Below are 18,171 nucleotides of genomic sequence, written 5' to 3'. Positions count from 1 at the left end.
CTAATTAAATATTTATGAGACGAACTATATGGTTAGTTTTATACCTGTTCATTACATTATCTACTTGGGGAAAAGTAAAATTGCCTTCTATTATAGGTGATAATATGGTGTTGCAGCGTTCGAGCTGTGTCAATATTTGGGGATGGGCTGATCCCTCTCAAAAGGTGACAGTAGAGCCTTCCTGGAATCACCAAGTGTATGCAACCCAGGCTAGCGGAGATGGAAAGTGGTTGCTTCAGATACAGACACCCGAAGCTGGTGGTCCTTATCATATTCAGATCAGTGATGGTGAGATTTTGGTGCTCAATGATATATTAATAGGTGAGGTTTGGATATGTTCGGGGCAGTCAAATATGGAAATGCCTGTACATGGTTTTTATGGGCAGCCGGTTGCCGGCTCTTTAGATGAGATATTTGAAGCAAAACGGTATTCAGGTATTCGGATGTTTACTGTTCCGCCTACTCCGGCGAAATATCCACAGGAGAATTGCAGGGGGAGCTGGCTTCAGTCGACTCCTGAAAGTGTCCGGGATTTCAGTGCTGTGGGTTACTTTTTCGGGAAGAATCTGAGTCGTATTCTGAATATACCGATTGGACTGATTACGCCTAATTGTGGTGGTATTGCCATTGAGCCTTGGATGACTGTAGAAGCTATTAAAGAAACAGTTGGTATCAATCAAGAACTTGCTTTTACTCCTCAGGTAAAAACAGAGGCTGCCAATGCTTCTTACCTTTTTAATGGAATGATAGCTCCGATTTGTAACTATACTAGTCGTGGTTTTATATGGTATCAGGGAGAGTCCAATCAACATAATTATTTTGATTATGACAAACTGATGACCTCTATGGTAAAACTTTGGCGGAAAGAATGGAAGAATGAAGGAATGCCGTTTTATTATGTACAATTGGTTCCTTTCCCTTATGATGGAGCGGAAAAAATCGCATTGCCTTTAGTTATTGAGGCACAATACAAAGCTTTACAAAACATCCCGAATGCAGGTATTGCTGCGACAACTGATTTAGGACACTCTACTTGTATTCATCCGCCACGAAAAAAAGAGATTGGGCAGCGCTTGGCTGCGTTGGCCCTTCGACAGACGTATCATATTGATGGATTATTGCCGGATGCGCCTATGGTGGATAATATTATTTTTGAAGGAAATAAAGCTATGCTTACATTCAAGGGAGTGCCGGATTATAGCCCTGCCGCTGTAGGTAGTCTCAACTTTTATGGTGGTGAATTGAAGGGTTTTGAAATGGCAGGGAAGGATCGTAAGTTTTATCCGGCAAAGGCCTTGCTGATACAAGGGCAGAATAAAATGGAGATAACAAGTGAAAAAGTACCTCATCCGGTAGCTGTCAGATATGCTTTCAAGAATTATCATGATGCGAATGTGATGACTACGGAAGGACAACCCTTGGTTCCTTTTCGGACAGACCAATGGGATGATGTTTACTAGACTGATTTTGGTGAATTAAAAAAACTTGTTCATGAGAAACTATATTGTAGGTTTATTGCTCTTAGGAATTCTTTATTCATGTACGTCTGATAAAGAGATAGAGGTAGAAACAGATTATGCCCGGTATGTAAATCCGTTTATAGGTAATGCTGATAACGGACATACGTTTCCCGGTGCTTGCGCTCCGTTTGGTATGATACAAGCTGGCCCCGAAAGCGGTAACGGGTCATGGCGCTATTGTTCTGGGTTTAACTATGATGACGATGAAATTTTTGGTTTTGCTCAGAATCATTTGAATGGTACGGGATGTCCGGATTTAGGAGATATCTTGATTTTGCCATTTAGCGGAACAATCTCGGATAATAACTATAAAAGTAGAATCGATAAATCGAAGCAGACAGCCTCCCCTGGATATTATGCGGTCACTTTACCGGATTTTGGAATAAATGTGGAGATAACAGCGACAGAACGTACTGCATTCCATAAATACACGTATCAGAATGGTAGCGAAGCCAATTTATTGCTGGATTTGCAGAGTGGTCTTGTCACTTCTTCTCAGGCTATTCATGATAGGGTATTGCTGGCTGAGATGCAAATGCCTGATGACCGGACGATAACTGGACATAATGAGACTAATGTCTGGGTACGTCGTCACTTTTATTATGCGATCAATTTTGATAAACCCTATAAAGTAAAAGAGATACTTCCAGCTTATAAGGGTGAGAAGGCCAAACGACTGTTATTGAGTTTTAATCTGCAAGAAAATGAAGCTCTGCAAGTCAAGATTGCAATATCTTCTGTAAGCGTGGATGGTGCGGTGGCTTCTTTGCAAAAGGAAAACCCAGACTGGAATTTTGAGAAAATACGAAGAACAACTCATGATAAATGGAATCAGTTATTCCAGCGAGTTCATGTGAAAGGAACAGATGAGCAGAAAACTAATTTTTATACCTCTCTTTATCACTTGTTTATTCAGCCTAACAATATTACAGATACAGATGGTAAATATAGAGGTGTGAATGATAGTGTATTCATATCTCCTTCAGGGGAATATTATTCTACTTTATCTCTTTGGGATACTTATCGTGCAGCGCACCCATTATATACTATTCTTACTCCTGAAAAGGTGAATGGCATGGTGAATAGTATGCTTGCGCATTATAAAGTATATGGATATCTGCCTATATGGACATTGTGGGGGAAAGAAAACTATTGTATGATTGGTAATCATGCTATTCCTGTTATTGTGGATGCTTATCTGAAGGGATTCGATGGATTTGATAAAAGAGAGGCGTATCGGGCAATCAAAGAATCATCTACTGTCAATCATCGGAATTCAGACTGGGAAGTATATGATAAGTATGGTTATTATCCGTTTGATATGGTAACCGCCGAATCTGTATCTAAGACATTGGAAAGTGCTTATGATGATTATTGCGTTGCCCGAATGGCTGAAAAACTCGATGAAAAGGGCGATTATGAGTATTTTATAAGACGTTCGGAATATTATAAGAATCTCTTTGATCCGGTAACAAGATTTATGCGTGGCAAAGATTCTGGAGGAAATTGGAGAACTCCATTCAATCCGATGCGTTTGTTTCATGCGGGAGAAGTTGGTGGTGATTTTACGGAAGGTAACTCCTGGCAGTATACATGGCATGTGCAACAGGACGTAGAAGGATTGATAGCATTGATGGGTGGTAAAGATGTTTTTGTCAATAAGTTGGATAGTTTGTTTATGACAGAACCTGAACCGGACAAGATGGGCAAAGTACTTGATGTCACAGGGTTGATTGGACAATATGCTCATGGTAACGAACCAAGTCACCATGTGATTTATTTGTATAATTACGTGAATTGTCCTTGGCGTACGCAGGAGCTGATACGTGAGGTTTTTGACCGTTTTTATCAAGCAAGACCGGACGGCTTGTGTGGAAATGATGATTGTGGACAGATGTCGGCATGGTATGTTTTCTCTGCTATGGGATTTTATCCGGTAAACCCTTGTGGTGGTGAGTATGTGATAGGAGCACCTCAATTAGAGGAAATTATAATTGATTTACCTGATCAGAAGCAATTTGTTGTAAGAGCGATAGATTTATCGAAAGCTAATAAGTATGTCAAGGCTGTTACGTTAAATGGAAAACCATTGAGAGATTTTCGTATTTATCATTCTGATATAACGAAAGGTGGAATCTTAGAGTTTGTAATGACGGATAAACATGGCTGACAGGATAAGCTTGTTAATCAGAATGGATAAGCTTGATTAGATTGTTTTTGGGTGTAACTGAAAATATAAAGGGAGTGTAATTTAAGGATTATAGCTCCTTTTATATTTTAGAGAATATCCTCTGTTAAATGTCCTTTTGTAATATGGAAATTGCAAATATATTATTTATGTCTATAAATGAGTGATTTACTGAAGAAATTAAATACAATTCTTTATAAGTCGATACAATTCTTTACATATTAAACGATTATTCTTTATAACTATTCTTAAATCGAGTGTCGCATTTTGCAATAAAGTGATACTTTTGTTCCTATAAAAATGTTTTAGCGACAAAATCTAAATAAGTCTTATGAATTTTAGAATATAAGGTACAGCTGTTTGTGAAAATCGCTAATATTGTTTGTTTTGTTTGTGTTATCCCATTTTGAGTCAAGAGTGACTTCAAAATGGGATTTTTTTTTATTCAGGGATAGCCCAAATACCACCTGAATTCTGTCTAAAATGACCTAAAAACTATCCGCTGATAGATTTTCCCCTAAATAATGTTTGTTCTTGACCTGTCACTTCTGTTGAATTCCCGTAAACTTGCAACATCAAAATTATTACGACGAGTATTTACAATTAAAAAAATAATGTATATGAAAAGTTTAAGCTTCAAAAAAGACCTGGTAGGAGTACAGGAAGAATTACTTCGTTTCGCATACAAACTGACGACCGATCGTGAAGAAGCAAACGATTTGTTACAGGAAACCTCATTAAAAGCATTGGATAACGAAGATAAATATACCCCTGACACAAATTTTAAGGGATGGATGTACACGATAATGCGTAACATCTTTATTAATAACTACCGTAAAGTAGTACGCGACCAGACATTCATTGACCAGACCGATAATCTGTATCACATCAATCTGCCACAGGATTCGGCCTATGAAAGTACGGAAACGGCCTACGACTTAAAGGAAATGCGCCGTGTAGTCAACGCTCTTCCCAAAGAGTATAGAGTTCCGTTTGCTATGCATGTATCCGGATTCAAGTATCGTGAGATTGCAGAAAAACTGAATCTTCCATTGGGCACAGTAAAGAGCCGTATTTTCTTTACCCGTCAGAAATTACAGGAAGAATTGAAAGACTTCCGCTAAACTTTAGCTATCATTTTTTCAGTTGATATCAATAGGTATAAGGCAAAAGGAAACTACTTCCTTTTGCCTTTTTTTAAAGTGATTATTCATATCAGGCCGATTGTGTAAAGCAAACCTTTTATTACTTTTGCAAAAGAGTTGACGGAAGTCTGTTTCTTCAGAGATTCCTGTTTATGTGAAAGGTGATTTAAAAAATATATAGATGTTATGATAAAGGCAATAATGCTTGATGTGGATGGAACATTGGTGAGTTTTGAAACTCATAAAGTATTGCAATCTTCTGTCGAGGCTCTTATAGAAATCCATGAACGTGGTATTCAAATAGTGATTGCTACCGGCAGGGCTGCGGGCAATCTCCATGAAATAGCTGCTATTCCCTATGATGGAGTTATTGCGCTGAATGGTGCTGACTGTGTTTTGCGGAATGGTCATACGATAAGAAAACATCTCATTCCCAGAGATGATTTTAAAAGAGCTATGGAAATAGCAAAGGCTTTTGATTTTGCAGTCGCTATTGAATTGGATGAAGGTGTGTTCGTCAACCGTCTGACCCCGACTGTCGAGCAGATTGCAAGAATGATAGAACATCCGGTTCCGTCGGTTGTGGATATTGAAGATTTGTTTGACAAGAAAGAATGTTGCCAGCTTTGTTTCTATATAGATGCTGAAACGGAGCAAAAAGTAATGTCGCTCCTGCCGAATCTTTGCTTATCACGCTGGCATCCTTTATTTGCTGATGTCAACCTTGCAGGAATAAGTAAGGCAACCGGGATTTCGGTATTTGCTGATTATTATGGAATTGAAGTTGCGGAAATTATGGCATGTGGTGATGGTGGCAATGATATTCCCATGTTGGAAGCTGCCGGAATCGGTGTGGCTATGGGAAATGCATCGGAAATAGTTAAGTCCTCAGCCGATTTTGTTACTGATACGGTAGAGAACGATGGTTTGTGTAAGGCGCTGAAGCATTTTGGAATCATCTAAATGCTGGCATATAATAAGAAATAATATATAATATCATTTTATATTGGTTCCTTCGTCTTGAAACAGGTGACTATAAAAGAAAAACTCCTGTAAGTATTTCACTTACAGGAGTTTTTTGTGGGCCATCTTGGGCTTGAACCAAGGACCTCCAGATTATGAGTCTGTTGCTCTAACCAACTGAGCTAAAAGCCCGATGTATCCATTTACTGGATGCGGTGACAAAAGTAGTATTTTCTGTCGAATTATGCAAATCCTTTTGATAAAAAACTACGATACTTTATTCTCAAAACTTATATTTACGTTTCGGATTCTTGGGAAACCAGCCTTTTTGTACCCGTTCTTCCTGTTCGAAAACCTCTTTGATTGTCCAAAAGGAAGAGAAGGCAAAGACGCCAAGCAGAGAAGACAGTATCACATTATCAATGCTTAATGAGGCTATGACGCCGGCTATGCCAAGTATCAGGAATATCCACCAGCATTTTGTGCCCCAGTAATATTCGGCCTTTACCACGACAGGGTGAAAAAGGCCGATAATCAAAAAGGTGCAAATTCCGATGAATAACCCTGCCAGGTGATATTCATTTAGAAATTCCATGCTGTGCTTATTTCTCTACGCGGATAGGAATTTCTTTCTTGATGCTCTGTTCAAGAGAGATTAATGTCTCGGTTGCTACTACACCCGGTATCTCTTGCATTTTGTTATTCAACAAATCCATCAGATGTTCGTTGTCACATGCATACAACTTGGTGAGCATAGTGTACGGGCCTGTGGTGAAGTGACATTCCACAATTTCGGGAATTTTTTGAAGTTCTGCCACAACAGATTTGTACATAGAGCCTTTTTCCAGCTTGATACCGACATAGGTACAAGTTCTGTAACCAAGGGATTTCGGATTAACATGGTAACCTGAGCCTACAATGACACCTAGGTCAATCAGTCTTTGCACACGTTGGTGAATGGCTGCACGTGATACTCCACATTCGGCTGCTACGTCTTTAAAAGGGATGCGGGCATTCTGGGAGATAATCTCTAGGATCTGCCTGTCGAGGTTGTCTATTCTTTCCATAATAATAAATTATAATTTCCAGTTGTTATCAAATAGTAAGCAAATATAGAGATTTATTTTAATTATTCTTCTTTTCCGAGAATAAAAATAGGAAAAAGCAAAAAAAAGAGGTGCAAACGCTTTGCACCTCTTTTTTTTTCTATTTAGAAAAGAATATTCTTATTTCTTATCTTTTTCGATGCTCAACAGTTCAACTTCGAAAATCAAAGTAGAGAACGGTTTGATTTGGTTACCTGATTCTCTTGCGCCGTAAGCAAGGTCTTGAGGGATGTAAAGTTCCCATTTAGAACCTACAGGCATCATAGTCAACGCTTCTGTCCAACCTTTGATTACCTGGTTAGCACGGAAAGTAGCCGGTTCGTTACGTTTGTAAGAGCTGTCGAACTCAGTTCCGTCAATCAAAGTACCTTTGTAGTTCACTTTCACTTTGCAAGTGTCAGCAGGAATTTCTCCCTTACCTTCAGTGATTACTTTATATTGCAGACCACTCGGAGTTGTTTTTACACCTTCTTTAGCTTTGTTGTCAGCAAGGAACTTTTCGTTTTCAGCTTTATAGTCAGCATATGTTTCTTCCAAAGCTTTTGCTTTGATAGTTTCCATAGCTGTACGAGTATAAGTCTGAGCTTCTTCCATAGTCATCATGCCGCCTTTTTCCAAAGTACCTGCGATGAAACCAGCCATGAAGTTCTCTTTGCTGATAGTTTTGGTAGAATCAGCTCCAAATAATTCCTGGTTGATACCTTTCATCATCTGGTTGTTGATTTGCTGACCGATTTGAATACCTGCCATATAAGCAACTTTCTTTGCCATTTCCTTTTTATCTTTGCTGGCACCTTCGTTCAAGCCTTTGATAAATTCTGCCATGTAAGCAGTATCAACATCCATACGGCCTGTCAGATAGCCTTTCAGACCTTGAGTCTGAGCCATACCGATAGAATAAGACAGTGAATCGAGTTCGGTTTTCATATTTGCTTTAGGAGACTGAGCTGTACAAGAAGCAAGGCTTGCAGCAGCGGCGATTGCCATAAAAATACTAACTTTTTTCATTTTGCTTTGAAATTTTTTATTTATAATACTTCGAGTAATTCTACTTCAAATACGAGTGTGCTGTGAGGAGGAATCATTTCTCCGGCACCTCTTGCGCCATAACCCAGTTCTGACGGAATATACAGTTTCCATTTAGCACCTTCAGACATCAGTTGCAGTGCTTCCACCCATCCCGGAATTACCTGGTTAACACCGAATACGGCAGGTTCTCCACGTTGGATAGAGCTGTCGAACAGGGTACCGTCAACCAATGTACCTTCGTAATGGCATCTTACCTGGTCGGTAGCTTTGGGTTTTTTGCCTGTACCTTCGTTGATAACTTCGTATTGTAATCCGCTAGGCAAAGTTACTATACCTGCTCTTTTCTTGTTTTCTTCGAGGAAAGCTTTTCCCTGTTCGATGGCAACAGCGCCCATCTTAGCTTCGAGTTCTTCGAAATACTTGTTTACTATTTCGCGGGCTTCCTGATGGCTAATAGCCGTCTGGTTACCTTCCAATACATCTTTGATTGCCTGTGCAAAGTCTTCTACTGAGAGATTTCCAATCCCCATGCTTGATAAGTTTTGACCAATTCCCAGGCCAATAGAGTAACTGAATTTATCCATATAATGTTTTTTGTTGGCGATTGAAAGGCATCACCTTCATAGTTTTAGCTTCCAATCAATTGCAAATTTATGAATCGCAAAAGTACGTGTTTTATTTGAATGATTTAGCATTTGGTATTTAAAAATTCTTATATCCGTGAAAGTTACTCTCTTTTCCTTAAAGAATTAATTCTTTTGTTTCTATTATTTAGTTTCTTTTATACGGATCAGTAATCGTCTGACAGTTGTTAAACTTGCGTCTGACAGTTGTTTCTCATATCGAATATGAATTGGCAGGCAAATCTCTTTTTAATCTTCGTATATTTCGGATTAGATTAAGCACGGAAAGTTTTTCTTTTATCCGATGATTCTGATTATATTTGTATGTTCAATTTAAAAATAAAAAGGAGGAGTGAGTATGAAGAATCTGGTAGTTTTGACAGGTGCGGGCATGAGCGCTGAAAGCGGGATCAGTACATTCCGGGATGCAGGCGGCTTATGGGATAAATATCCTGTGGAGCAGGTGGCTACTCCCGAAGGGTATCAGCGTGATCCGGCTTTGGTGATTAATTTCTATAATGAACGCCGGAAACAGTTACTGGAAGTGGAGCCGAATCGCGGACATGAACTGTTGGCGGAATTGGAAAAGAATTTCAATGTGACTGTGGTGACGCAGAATGTAGATAATTTGCACGAACGTGCCGGAAGCTGTCATATCATTCATCTGCATGGCGAACTGACTAAAGTCTGTTCGAGCAGAGATCCGTATAATCCTCATTATATAAAGGAACTGAAACCGGAAGAATATGAAGTGAAGATGGGAGACAAAGCCGGAGACGGGACTCAGCTTCGACCTTTTATCGTATGGTTCGGCGAAGCTGTGCCGGAGATTGAAACGGCTATCCGGTATGTGGAGAAGGCGGATATCTTTGTGATTATCGGAACTTCGCTCAATGTATATCCGGCAGCAGGACTGCTTCATTATGTACCGAGAGGAGCAGAGGTGTATCTGATTGACCCGAAACCGGTAGATACACATACTTCCCGTTCGATACATGTGATTCAGAAAGGAGCTTCCGAGGGAGTGTCGGAACTGAAACAATTGTTGGGAGTTTAGGCCTTCTTTTCTTTATTTATTCCAGTTCGACTTTATTCCAGTTCGATAGCAAAAATATGATCGTTTCGGAGAGTTTCCGAGATTTCGAGTGCAGTGATTCCACTGCACTCTATTCTTAATATTTTTTCCCAGTCCTCGAAGTCTACGTTCCATTTATCTATCTGGGGATATTGTGCCAGGAGCTTTCCTATCCGTTTGATATCACATCTTTTAGTGATGGAAGTCCGAAAAATTAGAATTTTACTTTCCATGTCTTTTTTAGAGTTTTATTTTATAGTGAACGGAACTCTCGGATAGTCATATTGAAATGTTGCCTGAAATTGCGGCTTAAAAGTGAAAGGCTGCTAAAGCCGCAAAGGCGGGCAATTTCGGTGGCGGAAAGTTCCTTGTCTTGTTTTAATAATAGGGCTGCTTTTTCAATCCGAGTGCGTTTGATGTAATCCGTAGGCGTCTCACCTGTCAGAAATGTAAAAACACGATGAAAGTGGAAAGGCGAAAAGCATGCAATACCGGCCATTTTCTGTAAGGAGAACGGCTGGTCTATATGATTATGGATATAGTCTGTGACTTTGTTAATCCGTAATTGGTATTCTTGCCTATTTAGTTCTTTCGTTTCCATATCTTTTTGCAAAGTAAAGGATAATAAGCGCCGGAGAGTTATCCTATCTTGCTAACTTCTCCGGTAGATGGTTAATCTCTTTTTTGTCCTATATAAAATACGTAGCCATAATATTCCTTATGCCTATTATATAGGTTTTGTTCGTGCCGTTGGTTGGCAATGAATTCAAAGGCTGCCTTATTTTCTGAATGTTCCTTTAGAAAAGCCTCCTGCACCGGAACTTGCGGAGCATAGAAATGCTCTGTCCAGCAGTTCTCCGGTAGGATGAAATGGGCTGTCGGAGTATATCCCGCTTTTTCCATCTGGGCTATCTTGGCCGGAACCGTATTGATTTCGGGATAAGCGTCCATCCAGAAATCCTCTATTTCAGCAGGACGTTCGGACGTGAACCATGAAACTTCCGTTACTGCTATGAAGCCATTGGGCTTCAGAAACCTGTTCCACTCATTCATTCCACGTTCAAATCCGATATTATAAATGGCACCTTCCGACCAAATCAGGTCGAGTTCTTCATCCTGAAATGGTAAATTGTCCATTGAACCGGTAATACCTTTTACTCTGTCTTCATGATGGGTATTTATGGCATTTCGGTTGAATAACTCTATAAAATCGGGAAAGAGGTCGATGCCGGTGATTTGGCCTTTTATGCAATCGGCTAAAATCATCGTTTGTCCACCGGTACCACAACCGATGTCAGCTATCTTTGCGCTATCGGATAGTTCGTTGATGAAACTTACAGCCTTCCGGGTTACTTCGGGACTACCGGGGCCTTGACGTTCTATTGATTTGAAGTAATTACATATCAGTGTAAAGTCGAATTCGTGGATTGATTTATTTTCACTCATTGTTTTAATGTTTTAGGTATGAGTCAATAATGGCTGGACTACTGTAAGAAGCCTTTTGCTGACCATACGGTTATTGATGTTTTGATAATAGAAAATACCTCTGACATGAATATGTCGGAGAAAAATAAATGGATAATCTGTAATGAGAGGAAGACTTACAGATTATTTACAGAACGGAATCCTTACGGAATGAAAATGTGATAAACATCCAATTATTCTTTTAGTTTGTGGCAAAGATATGGTTTTAGGTGTAAAACCCGATGATTTCTTTTAAGAAAAAATGCTGTGAGCCTGTATTTTAGCAAGAATCGTCAAATGAATGTATTTTAATCTGTATGTACTGCGATATTGTTTGGCGGATGTTTGCATATATTTGCATTTTTTCTTTACTTTGTACACAAATCAAATTTAAAAGGAGGTAGTATAAAAACAGACATTTATTAAAACACATATTGCATAACTTGCAGACAATTATTTGACTTGGTTAAATCTGACTAATTTAATAGAGAAGTTCCAAATAATAAGTCTAAGCATTGTTTGTGCCCTTACATCAAGGGTGCAAACCGCTTTTACTTTATTTGAACTTCAGGCTAGTCAGAGCCTTACCAAGCAATAAAGAAAAGTGCGTTTGTACCCTTTTCTTATATCCGGTTGTCTGGAAACCATTGCAAAAATATGTCGTTTTTTTTCGTCTATTATTACATGAGTATTCACGAATAACTTGTTAAAACCTTGAAATGTTAACAAACAGGAAATGTGGTTTCATATTCAAGAAGTTAGGGGTGATACTGAGCGTTGCAGAAACGATATAATTACTTTGTCTTTTTGTATTTTTGCTTTATGGTAAATCAGTTAATGTTTAGAGATGGGAGAGTCTTTTTATTTGTTTTGAGCCTGTTGTCCATCACAATGGTTCACGCAAGAGACCATTATTTTAAGCACTTGGGAGTAGCCGACGGCCTGTCCCAACTTTGTATTTCATCTATTTACCAGGATGAGCTGGGAGCCATGTGGTTGGGAACAACAGAAGGTCTGAATAGATATAACGGTAAGGATGTGAAAATATTCCGACCGTCACGTGACAATGAAGGGTTGACGAATAATGAAATCAATGGATTGTGTGGCGATAAGAAAGGAAGAATGTATATCCGTTCCGGTTATGATCTGATAAAACTTGATATTTATAAAGAACAATTCACCTGTTTGCGACGAGGTGGTGTAAATGGAATTTTCTGTAAGGGAGATACACTTTGGGTAAACTGTGGTAAAGGTATTTATCAATATACAGATGGTGACTCTGACCTGACACTCGTTACTTGGTTGAATGATAAAGTAGGAGGAAATTTGTATGTGGATGATGAAACGATATGGATTGTCACAGGATATAGTTTAATTGCCGTTTCGCGCAAAAATCCAGATCAGCAGGAAATTATATTTTCATTTAGTAAAGGTGGCTGTGTTTCGGGTGATAGTTCCGGTAATATTTGGGTAGGCAGTTGGGATGGATTGTTCTGTGTCTCTGCTGATAGAAAGATTATACACTACACCAGTCGTGCAAATAAGGATGAGTTATCCAATAATCAGGTCCGGTGTATACTGGAAGATGATTTTAAGCGTATTTGGGTGGGGACATTCCACGGAATAGATTGCTACGATCCTAAAACAGATAAATGGAGTCACTACACGCGTTATGGCAATACTTCAAACACATTGAGTCACTGTTCTGTTTTGTCGCTTCATAAAGATGTGCAAGGCAATATTTGGGTAGGGACTTATTATGGAGGCGTCAATATCTTTAATCCGGATAAGGACAGTCATCATTTTTATAGCGCGGAACCTTTGAGCCGCGGATGCCTTAGTTTTCCTGTAGTCGGAAAGATGACAGCGGATAGCGAGGGGAAATTGTGGATATGCACTGAGGGAGGAGGGCTGAATCGTTATGATCCGGACATGGGAAACTTTATACGCTTTCAATATCGGGTACGCGATTCCAAAAGTATCGGGAGTAATAATCTAAAGTCAATCTTCTATCGGAAAGAGAATAATAGCTTATATGTCGGTGCCCATTTGGGCGGATTGTTTGTGTTGGATTTGAACTCGAATCAGGGGTATAGGGTTCAATATATAAAAGGAGATTCTTCATCCTTACCTCACGAGATTGTGAATGATATACAAGAGTATAAAGGAGGACTTGCTTTATTGACGCAGGGTGGTCCTGTCTTTATGGATCCGGTGACTAAGAAATTCTCTCCACTCTCTGAAGATGCAGAGGTGCAGGAATTGGTCAACAGGCAATTTGCTTACGAGACTTTCCTTATTGACAGTCGGGAGCGCATGTGGCTGGCATCTGCTTCCAGAGGAGTAGTACGCGTAGACTTGCCTTCTTCTAAAGTCACTCGCTACACAATGAATAATAATGATACTTCGTCTGTGCAGGGAAAAGTCAGGGCAGTGCATATTTTTGAAGATGATAAAGGAGATATTTATTTTTGCACGATAGGTTCGGGGATACTCAAATATCAGGAACATGGGGATACGTTTAAAGTTTATGATACTTTCAATAAGATCCTTCCAAGTGATTATTGCTACTATATATGTAAGTCGCCGATCCTTCCCGTTTATATTTCCTACATGGAAAAGGACTTTCTGTTTTTAATACGGAGAAAGAAGAAGTAGAAGAGACTTACCATCTGTTTCACCAGAGCTACAGTCAAGGCTCTGCGTTGTATAGAGATGATTCGGGAGTTGTTTACATTAGCGGTACAAACGGGCTTGCTTTATTTAAGGAAAAATTGCTGTATGCCTCCCCTGCGAAAAGTTTATTGGAATTTGATAACCTGTTTATTCTCAATGATGAAATAAGACCTAATGACGGGACAGGTATTTTAACCGACATTCTCCCGAAGACATCCGATATATATTTGAGCTATAAACAGAATAATATAAGGATTGAACTGGCAACTTTCGATTATACAAATGATCTTAACCGTTTGTTTGAATATCGTCTTGATGGTTTCGACCATTCATGGACTCAGACCTCCGGCACTTCCATTACGTATACAAATCTGCCGCCCGGTGATTATACCCTTCGAGCCCATGCAGTCGACAGTAAAACGAACCCGAACGAGGAAATCAGATTGAACATACATGTATCCGCTCCGTTTTATGCTACAAACTGGGCTTATCTGTTTTATCTGCTTTGTGCATTGGGGGTATTGATTGCGTTTATCCGCTTTAAAACCCGGCAGGCAGCTTTGAAATCTTCTCTGGAGTTTGAACGGAAAGAGAAAGAGCGGATTGAAGAACTGAATCAGACGAAGCTGCGGTTCTTTACTAACATATCCCATGAATTCCGCACGCCGCTGACCCTTATTCTGGGGCAAATTGAGGTGTTGATGCAGATGGATAAACTGGGGACAACTGTTTATAACCGTATTCTGCGTATATATAAGAATGCCTGGCATATGCGGAACTTGATTTCAGAACTACTTGATTTCCGTAAACAGGAACAAGGTTACCTGAAGCTGAAAGTAGAAGAACAGAATTTAGTTACTTTCACCCGTCAGATTTATATGTCCTTTTATGAATATGCGCAAAAGAAGGAAATCAATTATCGTTTTGAACATGTAGAAGAGACGATTTCTGTTTGGTTTGACTCCATACAGATGCAGAAGGTTATTTTTAACTTGTTGTCAAATGCTTTTAAGCATACCCCCAATAAGGGAACAATAACGGTGGAAGTCCGGAAGATAGCTTCACAGGCTGTGGTATCGGTTAGTGATACGGGAGTGGGAATTTCTGAAGAACACATTTCAAAAATATTTGAAAGGTTTTATCAGGCGGACAATTCGGTTTCTTCCCTGACTTCGGGCACAGGGATAGGGTTGGCATTGGTGAAGGGGCTTATGAGTATGCATCATGGGACTATTGATGTGAAAAGCGAGCTTGGTAAAGGTACTAAGTTTACTATAAGTCTGCCTTTGGGTAACCGGCATTTTAGTGATGAAGAGATGGCAACTACAGAAGGACGGGGAGAAATTGCTATCCAGGAAGATTTACCGCTTCTTGCTTATGAGCAGATTTCGCAGGAACAGGAAGGCGAGGGTGCTCCTGTGCAGGAACAGGAACAAGAGGAAGAAGACAAACCTGTGATTCTGGTAGTAGATGACAATGAAGAGTTGTTGTCACTGTTGAGTGATATTTTTTATCCGATGTATGAGGTACATATGGCACGTAACGGACGTGAAGGATTTGAGATGGCAAAACAGATTCAGCCGGATTTGATTTTGAGTGACGTGATGATGCCCGAAATGTCGGGGAAGGAATTGTGCTATAAGATTAAGACGAATGTAGAACTGTCTCATATATCCGTGGTTCTGTTGACGGCGCAGACCTCTGTCGAATATATTGTGGAAGGCTTGATGTTTGGAGCGGACGATTATGTGACGAAGCCGTTTAATATAAAAATGTTGGTAGCTCGTTGTAATAATCTGATTCGGAATAAGAAGCGATTGCATGCTTATTATGCAGGTAAGGGTATTGCGGAGTCACCCGTCTCGGAAGCTATCAATGAAAGAGATAAGGAATTGCTGGAAAGATGTGTTGCCATAGTCAGGGAAAATTTCGAGAATCCGCAGTTTGATGTGACAACGCTTGCTTCAGAATTGTGTATGGGGCGTAGCAAGTTATATATGCAGTTTAAACAAATGACGGGACTGACCCCTAATGAATTTATATTAAAGGTGAAACTGGATGAAGCCATGTTCTTACTGAAGAATCATCCGGAACTGAATGTGTCGGAAATATCCATCCGCCTGGGATTTTCTTCACCGCGTTATTTTAGTAAGTCTTTTAAAGCCATTTTCGGTGTTGCTCCGCAGGGAGTACGAAGCAAGAAAGGAGAATAATGTACTCATTCCGTCCTTTGGCGTAAGGGGAAAGAGAGTAAAATGTGTCTAAATCTTCCATAATATGTGCCTAAATTTTCCACGAGAATACGAGAGCTTATATTTTGTAATATATGCATTGATCGGTATCCTCCAGCCCTTGTACTTTTACAGTGCTTAAATTTTATTGTAGTACGTAAACCAAAAAAAAATTAATTAGACGAGCATGAAGAACACAAGAAAAGTAACACCAACTGTCGTCTGGTGTTCATTACTGTCTTTCCTATGTATTTTCCTTATAATAGGATGCAGTGACGACAACAAAACCAGTGAAATTCCGAGTGACTGGGTTTTAGATTTACCTGAAAGTGTTGAGTTCGATGTAAATGGGGGAGCGAAGACTTTCTCATTGACACTGAATGAGAGTGTGAATAGTGGGAATATCGCCTGCATACTCTCAGAGGAAAACAGACTGTGGTGTGATGTGAAATTAGAAAACAATACATTGTCTGTTACCGTATCACCTTCTGGATTCTCCCGTTCTGCCGCTATCACATTAGCTTATGATAAAGATCATAAGAACGTGATGTATGTGAATCAGAAAAGTGATTACAGTGCCTATTTTACAGACGAGTCTTGTTCTGCTTTAAAGTCTGGAATCACCGAAGCGGATATTGCGAAGATTCCTTATGAAAAAATGCGTGAACTGGCGCTTGCACTGAAAAAAGGAGAGTATGAGATGGAGTATCGTGTTGGTAATTATCGTCCTTATCAAGACCCTCGTATCATGTCTGCAATCAATAAGACCAATCATTATAGCCTGCGGGATAATCCTACCGGAATTTATGCAGAGAAAGGTGATGAACTCTTTATTTATTTAGGGAATGTATATGAAGGAGCTAAGATTTCCATTATTATACAGGACTTGAACGGTGGCTACAATAATTTCCAGACCCTGGCATTAAATGAAGGTCTGAATAGAATTATTGCACCTATCGGCGGACTTATCTATTTACTGAATAATGTAGAGGATGATATTCCTTTATTTCTGGAAACGGAAGCGGCGAAGAAAGCAGCTGCAGCTAAAACAGTGAAGGCTCACTTTATATTCGGTAAGGTGAATGGCTATTTTGATATAGAGGTGCACAAAACACAAGCCAAATGGGAAGAAATACTTGGGAACGCAAAATATCAGGATATTGATGTCTTAGGCAGGTATTCGCATATTACCTGGAATGTGGAGCAGTTCAAGGGAAATGATGTACAAAGTAACCAGGGAGTGATTACAGACATTGTAAGAACTATTGACAACTGTGACAGACTGGTGTATCAGCAGCAGGAATTTATCGGTCTTGTGAAGTATAACAAGATGTTTAAGAACCGTATGCACTTCTGTCTTGACTATGCGGCAAAAAGCCCCAATGCCAGTGATTATCGCACAGTATATAGTGCAGGTACGTCTTATGCGGAAATTTTCTGTAATCCGGATAGATTCGGAGAGCGTCTTTGGGGAGCAGCCCATGAAGTAGGCCACTGTAATCAAACGCGTCCGGGAATGAAATGGGCGGGTATGACTGAAGTTACCAATAACCTGACAGCTCTGCATGTCCAGACTTCATTCGGACAACCTTCCAAGTTACAGGTAGACAAAGGTGATCCATATGATGAAAACGGTAAGGGACTTCCGAACTATAAGGAACTCAAGAATTTTTATGAAGTATCTACAGCTTATATTATTGATGCGGAGCGTGCACATTGCCTTCCATCCATAGGCATTAATAGCCGTGAAACACAGCTTGTTCCTTTCTGGCAACTGAAATTATATCTTGTAGATGCTTTAGGACAGGTAGACTTCTATCACGATCTGTATGAATACTTCCGTAATAACCCAAGTCCAAGTGACGAAGGGAAGAATGCAGGACTCGATCAGTTGGATTTCGTACGACAGGTGTGTAGAATCTCCAAACTAAACATGCTTGATTTCTTTGAAAAATGGGGATTCCTAAGACCGGTTAATACCACTTTGAATGATTACGGGAATAAGATTTTCGCTATTACCCAAAATCAGATTAATGCATTGAAAGAGGAAATAGAAAAAGCCGGATATGCGATGCCAGCTCCGAACGTACATGAGATCACAGATGAGACGTGTGAATCATTCAAGAAATAATATACTGACATATAAACTAT

General features: G+C 39.7%; 13 protein-coding genes, 1 tRNA gene and 1 pseudogene. 7 read left to right on the top strand and 8 right to left on the bottom strand.

Translation table 11 applies throughout. From position 1 onward, the window contains the following. Window positions 1-14: 14 nt before the first annotated feature. The 4 genes from HC965_RS03355 to HC965_RS03340 all read left to right on the top strand — a co-directional run bounded on the left by HC965_RS03355 (window position 15) and on the right by HC965_RS03340 (window position 5,816). Window positions 15-1,460: a sialate O-acetylesterase gene (locus HC965_RS03355; RefSeq protein ID WP_191030120.1), complete on the top strand. Its 1,446-nt coding sequence runs from the start codon at window positions 15-17 to the stop codon at window positions 1,458-1,460. 31 nt (window positions 1,461-1,491) lie between these two features. After that, a complete protein-coding gene (locus HC965_RS03350; RefSeq protein ID WP_191030119.1) occupies window positions 1,492-3,690 on the top strand; it encodes a GH92 family glycosyl hydrolase in 2,199 nt (732 codons plus the stop codon). 638 nt (window positions 3,691-4,328) lie between these two features. Then, complete coding sequence (locus HC965_RS03345) at window positions 4,329-4,832, top strand: RNA polymerase sigma factor (protein WP_191030118.1); 504 nt, start codon at window positions 4,329-4,331, stop codon at window positions 4,830-4,832. 207 nt (window positions 4,833-5,039) lie between these two features. Next, complete coding sequence (locus HC965_RS03340; RefSeq protein ID WP_191030117.1) at window positions 5,040-5,816, top strand: Cof-type HAD-IIB family hydrolase; 777 nt, start codon at window positions 5,040-5,042, stop codon at window positions 5,814-5,816. A gap of 118 nt (window positions 5,817-5,934) precedes the next feature. Here HC965_RS03340 and HC965_RS03335 read toward each other — a convergent pair. From HC965_RS03335 to HC965_RS03315, 5 genes are all read right to left on the bottom strand, one after another. Beyond that, window positions 5,935-6,008 (bottom strand) — tRNA-Ile (locus tag HC965_RS03335). A 91-nt stretch (window positions 6,009-6,099) separates the two neighbouring features. Further along, a complete protein-coding gene (locus HC965_RS03330; RefSeq protein WP_049701378.1) occupies window positions 6,100-6,411 on the bottom strand; it encodes a DUF4491 family protein in 312 nt (103 codons plus the stop codon). A gap of 7 nt (window positions 6,412-6,418) precedes the next feature. Then, window positions 6,419-6,883 (bottom strand): Lrp/AsnC family transcriptional regulator, encoded by a 465-nt coding sequence (locus HC965_RS03325; protein ID WP_004302580.1) that lies wholly within the window; start codon window positions 6,881-6,883, stop codon window positions 6,419-6,421. Window positions 6,884-7,042: 159 nt separating this feature from the next. Next, window positions 7,043-7,930, bottom strand: coding sequence for an FKBP-type peptidyl-prolyl cis-trans isomerase (locus tag HC965_RS03320; protein WP_191030116.1), 888 nt, complete (start codon window positions 7,928-7,930; stop codon window positions 7,043-7,045). A 20-nt stretch (window positions 7,931-7,950) separates the two neighbouring features. Next, window positions 7,951-8,535, bottom strand: coding sequence for an FKBP-type peptidyl-prolyl cis-trans isomerase (locus HC965_RS03315; protein WP_191030115.1), 585 nt, complete (start codon window positions 8,533-8,535; stop codon window positions 7,951-7,953). Between the two features lie 397 nt (window positions 8,536-8,932). On the opposite strand from HC965_RS03315, the gene HC965_RS03310 reads away from it, so the two are divergent. Further along, window positions 8,933-9,631 carry an NAD-dependent deacylase gene (locus HC965_RS03310; protein WP_191030114.1) on the top strand — a complete coding sequence of 233 codons (699 nt, stop codon included), beginning with the start codon at window positions 8,933-8,935 and terminating at the stop codon, window positions 9,629-9,631. Window positions 9,632-9,663: 32 nt separating this feature from the next. On the opposite strand, the gene HC965_RS03305 is transcribed toward HC965_RS03310, so the two are convergent. From HC965_RS03305 to HC965_RS03295, 3 genes are all read right to left on the bottom strand, one after another. After that, window positions 9,664-9,882 (bottom strand): hypothetical protein, encoded by a 219-nt coding sequence (locus HC965_RS03305; protein WP_191030113.1) that lies wholly within the window; start codon window positions 9,880-9,882, stop codon window positions 9,664-9,666. A 20-nt stretch (window positions 9,883-9,902) separates the two neighbouring features. Then, a complete protein-coding gene (locus tag HC965_RS03300) occupies window positions 9,903-10,250 on the bottom strand; it encodes a helix-turn-helix domain-containing protein (RefSeq protein ID WP_191030112.1) in 348 nt (115 codons plus the stop codon). A 71-nt stretch (window positions 10,251-10,321) separates the two neighbouring features. After that, complete coding sequence (locus tag HC965_RS03295; RefSeq protein ID WP_191030111.1) at window positions 10,322-11,095, bottom strand: class I SAM-dependent methyltransferase; 774 nt, start codon at window positions 11,093-11,095, stop codon at window positions 10,322-10,324. 909 nt (window positions 11,096-12,004) lie between these two features. Between HC965_RS03295 and HC965_RS26825 the strand changes: the two are divergent. Further along, window positions 12,005-16,002, top strand: a pseudogene (locus HC965_RS26825) (ATP-binding protein). A gap of 205 nt (window positions 16,003-16,207) precedes the next feature. Continuing rightward, window positions 16,208-18,151, top strand: a complete 1,944-nt coding sequence (locus HC965_RS03285; protein WP_191030110.1) for a M60 family metallopeptidase — start codon at window positions 16,208-16,210, stop codon at window positions 18,149-18,151. Window positions 18,152-18,171: the final 20 nt, after the last annotated feature.

Origin of the sequence: Bacteroides sp. GM023 (assembly GCF_014750685.1) — a bacterium.
Classification (GTDB): domain Bacteria; phylum Bacteroidota; class Bacteroidia; order Bacteroidales; family Bacteroidaceae; genus Bacteroides.
Note: the sequence above shows the minus strand (reverse complement) of the source record. Positions and strands in the feature narration are given on the sequence as shown.

What these genes read in the sequence shown, in the direction of transcription:
- HC965_RS03355 (WP_191030120.1), top strand. Translation starts at nt 15, where the DNA reads ATGAGACGAACTATATGGTTAGTTTTATACCTGTTCATTACATTATCT.
- HC965_RS03350 (WP_191030119.1), top strand. Translation starts at nt 1,492, where the DNA reads ATGAGAAACTATATTGTAGGTTTATTGCTCTTAGGAATTCTTTATTCA.
- HC965_RS03345 (WP_191030118.1), top strand. Translation starts at nt 4,329, where the DNA reads ATGAAAAGTTTAAGCTTCAAAAAAGACCTGGTAGGAGTACAGGAAGAA.
- HC965_RS03340 (WP_191030117.1), top strand. Translation starts at nt 5,040, where the DNA reads ATGATAAAGGCAATAATGCTTGATGTGGATGGAACATTGGTGAGTTTT.
- HC965_RS03330 (WP_049701378.1), bottom strand. Translation starts at nt 6,411, where the DNA reads ATGGAATTTCTAAATGAATATCACCTGGCAGGGTTATTCATCGGAATT.
- HC965_RS03325 (WP_004302580.1), bottom strand. Translation starts at nt 6,883, where the DNA reads ATGGAAAGAATAGACAACCTCGACAGGCAGATCCTAGAGATTATCTCC.
- HC965_RS03320 (WP_191030116.1), bottom strand. Translation starts at nt 7,930, where the DNA reads ATGAAAAAAGTTAGTATTTTTATGGCAATCGCCGCTGCTGCAAGCCTT.
- HC965_RS03315 (WP_191030115.1), bottom strand. Translation starts at nt 8,535, where the DNA reads ATGGATAAATTCAGTTACTCTATTGGCCTGGGAATTGGTCAAAACTTA.
- HC965_RS03310 (WP_191030114.1), top strand. Translation starts at nt 8,933, where the DNA reads ATGAAGAATCTGGTAGTTTTGACAGGTGCGGGCATGAGCGCTGAAAGC.
- HC965_RS03305 (WP_191030113.1), bottom strand. Translation starts at nt 9,882, where the DNA reads ATGGAAAGTAAAATTCTAATTTTTCGGACTTCCATCACTAAAAGATGT.
- HC965_RS03300 (WP_191030112.1), bottom strand. Translation starts at nt 10,250, where the DNA reads ATGGAAACGAAAGAACTAAATAGGCAAGAATACCAATTACGGATTAAC.
- HC965_RS03295 (WP_191030111.1), bottom strand. Translation starts at nt 11,095, where the DNA reads ATGAGTGAAAATAAATCAATCCACGAATTCGACTTTACACTGATATGT.
- HC965_RS03285 (WP_191030110.1), top strand. Translation starts at nt 16,208, where the DNA reads ATGAAGAACACAAGAAAAGTAACACCAACTGTCGTCTGGTGTTCATTA.